Genomic DNA, 6,681 nt, shown 5'->3' with positions numbered 1-6,681 from the left:
CCTCTACCCCGAGGCCCGACCCCAACCCACCGACCCCTGGGCCGACCTGAAGGTTGCCAACGTCTTCGACGCCCGCATCGTGCGGCGGGTCAAGCCTGCCGAGGAGGCCAGACTGGTGGCCCTGACCTTCGACGACGGCCCCTGGCCCGGCGCGACCCCGGCAGTGCTGGAGATCCTGGCCCACGAGGGCGTCAGGGCCACCTTTTTCTGGATCGGGCAGCAACTCGAGCGCTACCCCGACCTGGCGCGGCAGGTGGTGACTGAAGGCCACGCCGTGGGCAACCACACCTACAGCCACCGCAGCGCCGCCAGCCCGCTCGAGGTCGCCGCGCAGGAGATCGAGCGCACCAGCGCCCTCATCGAGCGGGTAACCGGGGTGCGCACCACCCTCTTCCGGCCTCCGGGGGGGCACCTGGAGAATGGCCTGGTCAAGTACGCGCTCGAGCGGGGCTACGTGGTGGTGATGTGGTCGGCCCTCTCCGGCGACACCGACCCCAAGTACAGCGCGGCGGAAATCGTCAACAACGTACTGGGCCGCGTCCGAGCGGGCAGTATCGTCCTGCTGCACGACGGGGGTGGGGACCGCAGCCGCACCCTGGCCGCCCTGCCCGAACTCATCGAGCGGCTGCGAGCCGAGGGCTACCGCTTCGTCACGGTGCCACAGTTGCTGGAATCCGGTGAGGTCGATACCCACCCCTGGGCCACGACCGGCCCTTGAGGAAGCCCATGAGCCTTCGCCTGCAAGTGCTCGGAGCACCCGGCCGTGACAACGCCCTCTTCGTCCGGGCGGACCTCGGCCACCTGCTCCAGCGCTTTCTCTTCGACTGCGGCCAGGACTGCACGGCGGGTCTCCCCCTGGCCGAGGTTCAGGCCGTGGATTACCTGTGCTTTTCCCACCTGCACATGGACCACGTCGGCGGCTTCGACCCCTTCTTCCGCCTCACCTTCGAGCGACCCCAACCCATCACGGTCTGGGGCCCGCCGGATACCGCCCGCATCCTGCACCACCGCTTCCAGGGCTACCTCTGGAACATCCCCGGCGACAGCAGCGGCACCTGGCGGGTGCACGAGGTGCATCCCGGCCACTTGCACACCTACCGCTTCGAGTTGCCCGAGGCTTTTACCATCGCCCACGACGAGGGCACCCGCCCCACGCAGGGCACCCTGCTCGAGACCGAGCACCTCAGCCTCGAGGCCCTGGCCCTCGACCACCGCACCCCCTCGCTGGCCTACCTGCTGCGCGAGAAGCCCAAGCAGCACGTGGACGTACGGAAGCTGCAAGCCCTGGGCCTGCCCTCGGGGGCCTGGATCAAACAGCTCAAGGAGCCCCTGCCGGGGCAGCGCAGCCTCGAGGTCGGGGGCCGGACCTACGACCTGCAGGCCCTCCGCGCCGAACTCCTGACCAACGCCCCCGGCGACTCGGTGGCCTACCTGACCGACTTCCTGCTCGACGAAGCCGCCATGCGGCGATTGGTGCCCTGGCTCGAGGGGGTGCAGACGATGGTCTGTGAGAGCCAGTACCGCCACGCCGACCTCGAGCTCGCCCGCAAGAACTATCACCTCACCAGCGTCCAAGCCGCCCTGCTCGCCAGGGAAGCCGGTGTGGGGGAACTCATCCTCTTCCACCTCTCCGACCGCTACGCCTCGAGGGAACGCAGCCTGCTGCTGCACGAGGCCCAGGCGATTTTCCCCAACACCCGCTTCCCCGAGCACTGGAACCTCCGATAGCCCCGGCGCGGTAGAATCCCCCTTCATGGAGCGCCTCACGGCCACCTACCACCTCAGCAGCAAGCCCGAGGACATCGAGGCCCGGGCGGTGGCTCTGGCGACCGAGCAGAGCCTCGAGATGCCCCTTTCAGCCTTGCGGGAAGACTGGGGGGTGGGGGATTTACTGGGACGGGTCGAGGCCATCGAGCCCCTGGGGGCAGATCTTTTCCGGGTGCGGATCACGCTGGCCATCGCGACCACCGCCTTCGAAGCCGGGCAACTGCTCAACATGCTCTTTGGCAACTGCGCCCTACAGGAGGACGTGGAGCTAATCGACGTGGAGCTTCCGCCCGCGCTGCTGTCGGCCTTCCAGGGGCCCAGGTTTGGCATAGCCGGGCTGCGCGAACTCGCAGGGGCGCAAGGCCGGCCCCTCACCTGCACCGCCCTCAAACCGCAGGGCCTGAGCCCGGACCAACTGGCCGAGCTGGCCCACACCTTCGCCCTGGCGGGCCTCGACTTCGTCAAGGACGACCACGGCCTGGGCAATCAGCGCTTCGCCCCCTTCGCCCAGCGCGTGCGGGCGGTGAATCAAGCCGTGGAGAAGGCTAATCGGACCAGCGGATACCGCACCTGCTACGTGCCTAACCTTCAGGGAGGCCCCAAGGAGGTGCTGAAGCAGGCCCGTATCGCTCGCGAGGAGGGCATCCGGGCCGTGATGGTCGAACCCATGATCCTGGGTCTGCCCTTCTTCCACGAGCTGGTGGAGGAACTGGGAGTGCCGGTGCTGGCCCACCCGGCCTTCGCCGGGCAGCGCATCGCGCCGGCGCTGCTGTTTGGCAAGCTGTTCCGCCTGTTCGGGGCCGACGCGGTGATCTACCCCAATTACGGTGGGCGCTTCAGCTACAGCCGGCAGACCTGCCTGGATCTCGCCAACAATGCCCGCAAAGCCTGGGGCCACCTGCGCCCGGCCCTGCCGGTTCCCGCTGGGGGGATGAGCCTCGAGCGGGTGGGCGAGATGAAGGAGGCCTACGGCCCCGACACCATGCTCCTCATCGGGGGGGCACTCTTATCGGCGGGGGAAAGGCTGCTCGAGCGCAGCCGGGAATTTGTCGAGAGGGTGGCTTCGCCGGGGTAAACTGTCCTGGGATGATGGTCAGTACCAAGGTCAAGCACAAACGGGCCCACCTGGGCAACCAGCGCTGGGACGGGGTGGAGGTGCTCGAGTACAAGGCCGAGGGGTCAGCCCCTTTTCGCGCCGTGACCCGCCAGGTGCTCTTCGAAGACCCCGAGCTGGCCGCGCAGTGGCGCTACTTCGAGGTGGCTCCGGGGGGTCACACCACGCTCGAGCGCCACCGGCACGTCCACGCGGTGATGGTGATCCGGGGCAGGGGACGCTGCTTGGTGGGCGAGGAAATCCACGACCTGCAGCCGCACGACCTCATCTCCATCCCTCCCTTCACCTGGCACCAATTCCGCGCCACCGAGGACGAGCCGCTGGGCTTCTTGTGCCTGGTTAACGCCGAGCGCGACCGGCCCCAACTGCCCAGCGAGCAGGATTTGCTCGAGCTGCGCCGCCACCCCCACGTCGCGGCCTTTATTCGCACGGGCGAGCCATAGTGGCCGTCAGTCTTTGTTCTCCTGGTCCTTAGAGGAGTCTTCAGGTTTCCCCGCTCCATCGGGAAGCCAGCACCCGTCAACGGGCGAGGCGTGTCTTCGCTGACGGTTGCTCCAGCGGGCCGCCGCTAGACTCAGGGCGCCATGAGAGAACGCATGCATGCCCTCACCACGCCCGAGGCAGTGGAGCAGTTCATCCACAGCCATCCCGTAGTCGCCATCTTCAAGGCCGGAACCTGCCACAAGACCATGCAGGGCTGGGGCAACCTCGAGCGCATGTTGCGCGATCGCCCGCAAATCCCGGTGGGCATCATCCGGGTTATCGAGCACCGCCCGGCTTCTAACCGCGTGGCCGAGATCACCGGGATCACCCACCACTCCCCGCAGGTCATCGTATTCCGCGATGGACAGGCGATTTTCGACCTCGACAACTGGGACATCACCCTGGAAAAGCTCGAGCCCCTCTTCCAAGAGCACCTCCCCGACGTGAAGGTCGAGCCCAGCCAGAGCCACGGCAGCAACCTCGAGCCCTACAAGCGCCTGCTCGACGCCTACCTTGGCGGTGCCGTGGGCGAGGCGCAATTCCAGTGGACCTACCTCAACATGTTCCGCGAGGACGCCTCGCTGCGTTCACAGGAAGAGTTTGAGTTGCTCAACTCCCTCTTCGGCAACCCCGACACGCACCACGTTCACCCCATGGCCATCCTGCAGCACGAGCAGCAGAACCCCTCGAGCCTTTCCCTCAGGGAACGGGCTGCGGCCTTGCGGGAGAAGCTGGAAGCGCTCGAGGCGTCGATGGCCGATTAGCCCATATTCAGGGCGCTCGAGGGCCGGGGGCTCGTAGATATCCCCTGTTTTATTCGACCCCATGTTCAGCGGCTCATTTCGGGGTTGCTCAGCAGTCGCGTTGCCGCTTCCTCGGGGGTGAGTTCGCCGCTGGCGACCTGGGTGATGAGGTCCTGGCCCTCGCGGGTGCGGCGGCGACCCCACTCCTGGATCACGCTCTCCACCTCGAAGCGAGCCCGCTCGAGCCGTCCTCCCTCCAGCAGGCCGTGCTCTTGGAGGTGGGCGTAGTGCCGGTCGATGGCATCCAGCAGTTCGGTGATTCCCTCACCCCGTGAACCCACCGCGCTCAGCACCGGGGGTTTCCAACCGCCGGGTCGGGGAGGAGCGAGCTCGAGGGTGGTCTTGAGTTCCTGGATCACCCGCTCCCCGCCGGGGAGGTCGAACTTATTGACCACGAACACGTCGGCGATCTCCATCACCCCCGCCTTGAAAGCCTGTACCGCGTCTCCGGCGGCAGGGGTCAGGACCAGCACCGTGGTATCGGCCACGCGGGCGATGTCCACCTCACTCTGGCCCACCCCCACGGTTTCGACGAAGATGCGCTCGAAGCCGAAAGCCTCGAGCAGGGCCAGAGCCCCCACCACCGCCCCGGCCAGCCCGCCCAGCGCGCCCCGGCTGGCCAGAGAGCGGATGAATACCCCCGAGTCGTGGTAGTGGCGCATCATCCGGATGCGGTCGCCCAGGATGGCCCCACCGGTGAAGGGGCTGCTGGGGTCTACCGCCAGCACGGCCACCCGCTCGCCGCGCCTGCGGGCTTCCTCGATGAGCCGGTCGGTGAGGGTGCTCTTGCCCGCGCCGGGGCTGCCGGTGAGGCCGACCACGCGGCTGTTGCCCCGGCCCCGTAACTCGCGCAGAAGTTCGGCGCCCGCCGGATGCCCCGACTCGGCCCAGGTGATGGCACGGGCCAAGGCCCTGAGGTCGCCGGAAGTGAAGCGCTCGAGTAAGGTCTGGCTATCCATCAGTGCGATTGTACCGTCTTGCGTCTTACGCGAAACGCAAGCGACCCCCGCCCCTCGAGCGCCTCCTGACCATCGACACTTTCCCGTAAAAGCCTAATAAATCCGCAGGTTCTCGAACTCGTTTTCTCCCGCATTCACCGAGCAGTCGTACAGCCCCACGCGGCCAATGCTGATGCGCTGCTCGTCGGCGGTGAGGGGGTGGTAGAGGATGGGTTCGTTGCCCACCCACACCGCCACCCAGTCCCCGTCGGTCCAGAGGGTGGTGGCGTTGGTGGTGCCGTGGCGGAGGGTGTCTTGCATGTTGATGCGCCGCCAGATGTACTCCGAGCCGCCCGCGGGCTTGAGCCGTACCTCGACCTCGGTAGAGTCCTCACCCTGGCTGCCGTCGCGAAACTGCATGGCCACCAGGTAGCTCTCGGGCGAGCCGGAACCGGCCCCACCGCTCAGGACCGCCGGACCGGTGAAGGCGATGGTGTTGGGCGGTGTGCCCTGATAGATGCTGGTCTCGAGCTGCACCGTGCTGGCGCCGTGGGGCACGGCCTCCATCAGGCATTCGGAGAGGGTGGCGCTGGCCCTGGCCCGGCCCGAAGCCAGGCTGAAGGTCTGCGCCCCGAAGACGTGCTCCCAGGTCTTGCCCGCGGTGCTGCGGCCCGGCAGGGAGCCCGATCCATTGAACTCGTCGGCCCAGATGGGGCTGCTGGCCCTGGGCGCGTTGGGCGAGTCGATCTTGAGCTTGGTGGGAATGGGCACCTCGCGCTGGTGCGCGAAGAAGCGGCTCACCGCCGAGTCGCCGTCCCCCTCGAAGCCCAGGCCCACGTTCCTGAGGTTGCTTCGGGTTGCGTCACTGGCGAGGAGTGGGTCGCGGCCCTCCAGCCAGGCCCAGATCTCGCTCCCATCCAAGCGCACCTGCACGTCGTAGGTGCGCTTGGGCTCCAGGCTTTGCGAGCCGGTCTCGTTGAGCACGCTGAAACTGCCGTTGCTGACGCGATAGATTTGCAGGCCATTGCGAGAAAAGCGCACGCCGTGGTAGTTGTTCGCGTCCTGCACGCGCACCAACAGGTCCACGGTCTTGGGGGTTTCCCCGGTCTTGATGCGGGCGCCCAGCAGGTAAGGGGTGCTCGAGCCCACGTTCACGTAGGCCCTGGCGGGGGCGCTCGAGAGCGCTTTGAGCCCATCGGCGGTGCGGGTGATCTCCCCGGTCAGGGGGTTCCACGGCTGGCCGGTGCTGGCGCTTCCACTCAGCACCCCCGAACCGGTGCCGGTCTCGGCCAGGAAGGCGCTGAGCCACCAGTTGCGGTAGCCCGAGTCGTCGATCTTGAGGCGGGGTATCACCAGCGAGTGCCAGTAGCTACCCTGGTTGTGCAGCCCGAAGTACATTTGCTGCCCCGTCCAGCCCGTACTCATCCCCAGCAGCCGCATGTTGGGATAGGCCACCCCGCCGGGCACCCCGTCCATGTCCGCGGCGTAGAAGAAGGCCCCCATGTCGTTGACGATGGTGATGATCTGGCGGCGGGCGTGGCGGAAGCTGACCCGGTCACCCCGCAGCCCCCCGCCC

Annotated in this window: 7 protein-coding genes; 5 read left to right on the top strand and 2 right to left on the bottom strand. The window is 67.5% G+C overall.

What is annotated here, in order from left to right; all coding sequences use genetic code 11:
- The 5 genes from Mrose_RS17380 to Mrose_RS17360 form a co-directional block, all read left to right on the top strand.
- The coding region (locus Mrose_RS17380; protein WP_147371714.1) for a polysaccharide deacetylase family protein at window positions 1-718 on the top strand (718 nt) is incomplete at its 5' end.
- Between the two features lie 8 nt (window positions 719-726).
- Window positions 727-1,728, top strand: coding sequence for an MBL fold metallo-hydrolase (locus Mrose_RS17375; RefSeq protein WP_119280416.1), 1,002 nt, complete (start codon window positions 727-729; stop codon window positions 1,726-1,728).
- Between the two features lie 25 nt (window positions 1,729-1,753).
- Complete coding sequence (locus Mrose_RS17370) at window positions 1,754-2,842, top strand: RuBisCO large subunit C-terminal-like domain-containing protein (RefSeq protein WP_119280414.1); 1,089 nt, start codon at window positions 1,754-1,756, stop codon at window positions 2,840-2,842.
- An 11-nt stretch (window positions 2,843-2,853) separates the two neighbouring features.
- Complete coding sequence (locus Mrose_RS17365; protein WP_119280412.1) at window positions 2,854-3,324, top strand: cupin domain-containing protein; 471 nt, start codon at window positions 2,854-2,856, stop codon at window positions 3,322-3,324.
- A gap of 141 nt (window positions 3,325-3,465) precedes the next feature.
- Window positions 3,466-4,128, top strand: coding sequence for a thioredoxin family protein (locus tag Mrose_RS17360; RefSeq protein ID WP_245970012.1), 663 nt, complete (start codon window positions 3,466-3,468; stop codon window positions 4,126-4,128).
- Window positions 4,129-4,193: 65 nt separating this feature from the next.
- On the opposite strand, the gene meaB is transcribed toward Mrose_RS17360, so the two are convergent.
- Together meaB and Mrose_RS19035 are read right to left on the bottom strand one after the other, a co-directional pair.
- Entirely contained in the window at window positions 4,194-5,126 is a 933-nt protein-coding gene (meaB, locus tag Mrose_RS17355) for a methylmalonyl Co-A mutase-associated GTPase MeaB (protein WP_119280408.1), read from the bottom strand.
- A 93-nt stretch (window positions 5,127-5,219) separates the two neighbouring features.
- A partial coding sequence (locus Mrose_RS19035) for a hypothetical protein (protein WP_182482893.1) occupies window positions 5,220-6,681 on the bottom strand: 1,462 nt, incomplete at its 5' end.

Source organism: Calidithermus roseus (assembly GCF_003574095.1).
Taxonomy (GTDB): Bacteria; Deinococcota; Deinococci; order Deinococcales; family Thermaceae; genus Calidithermus; species Calidithermus roseus.
This window is presented reverse-complemented; position numbering and strand designations above follow the sequence as displayed.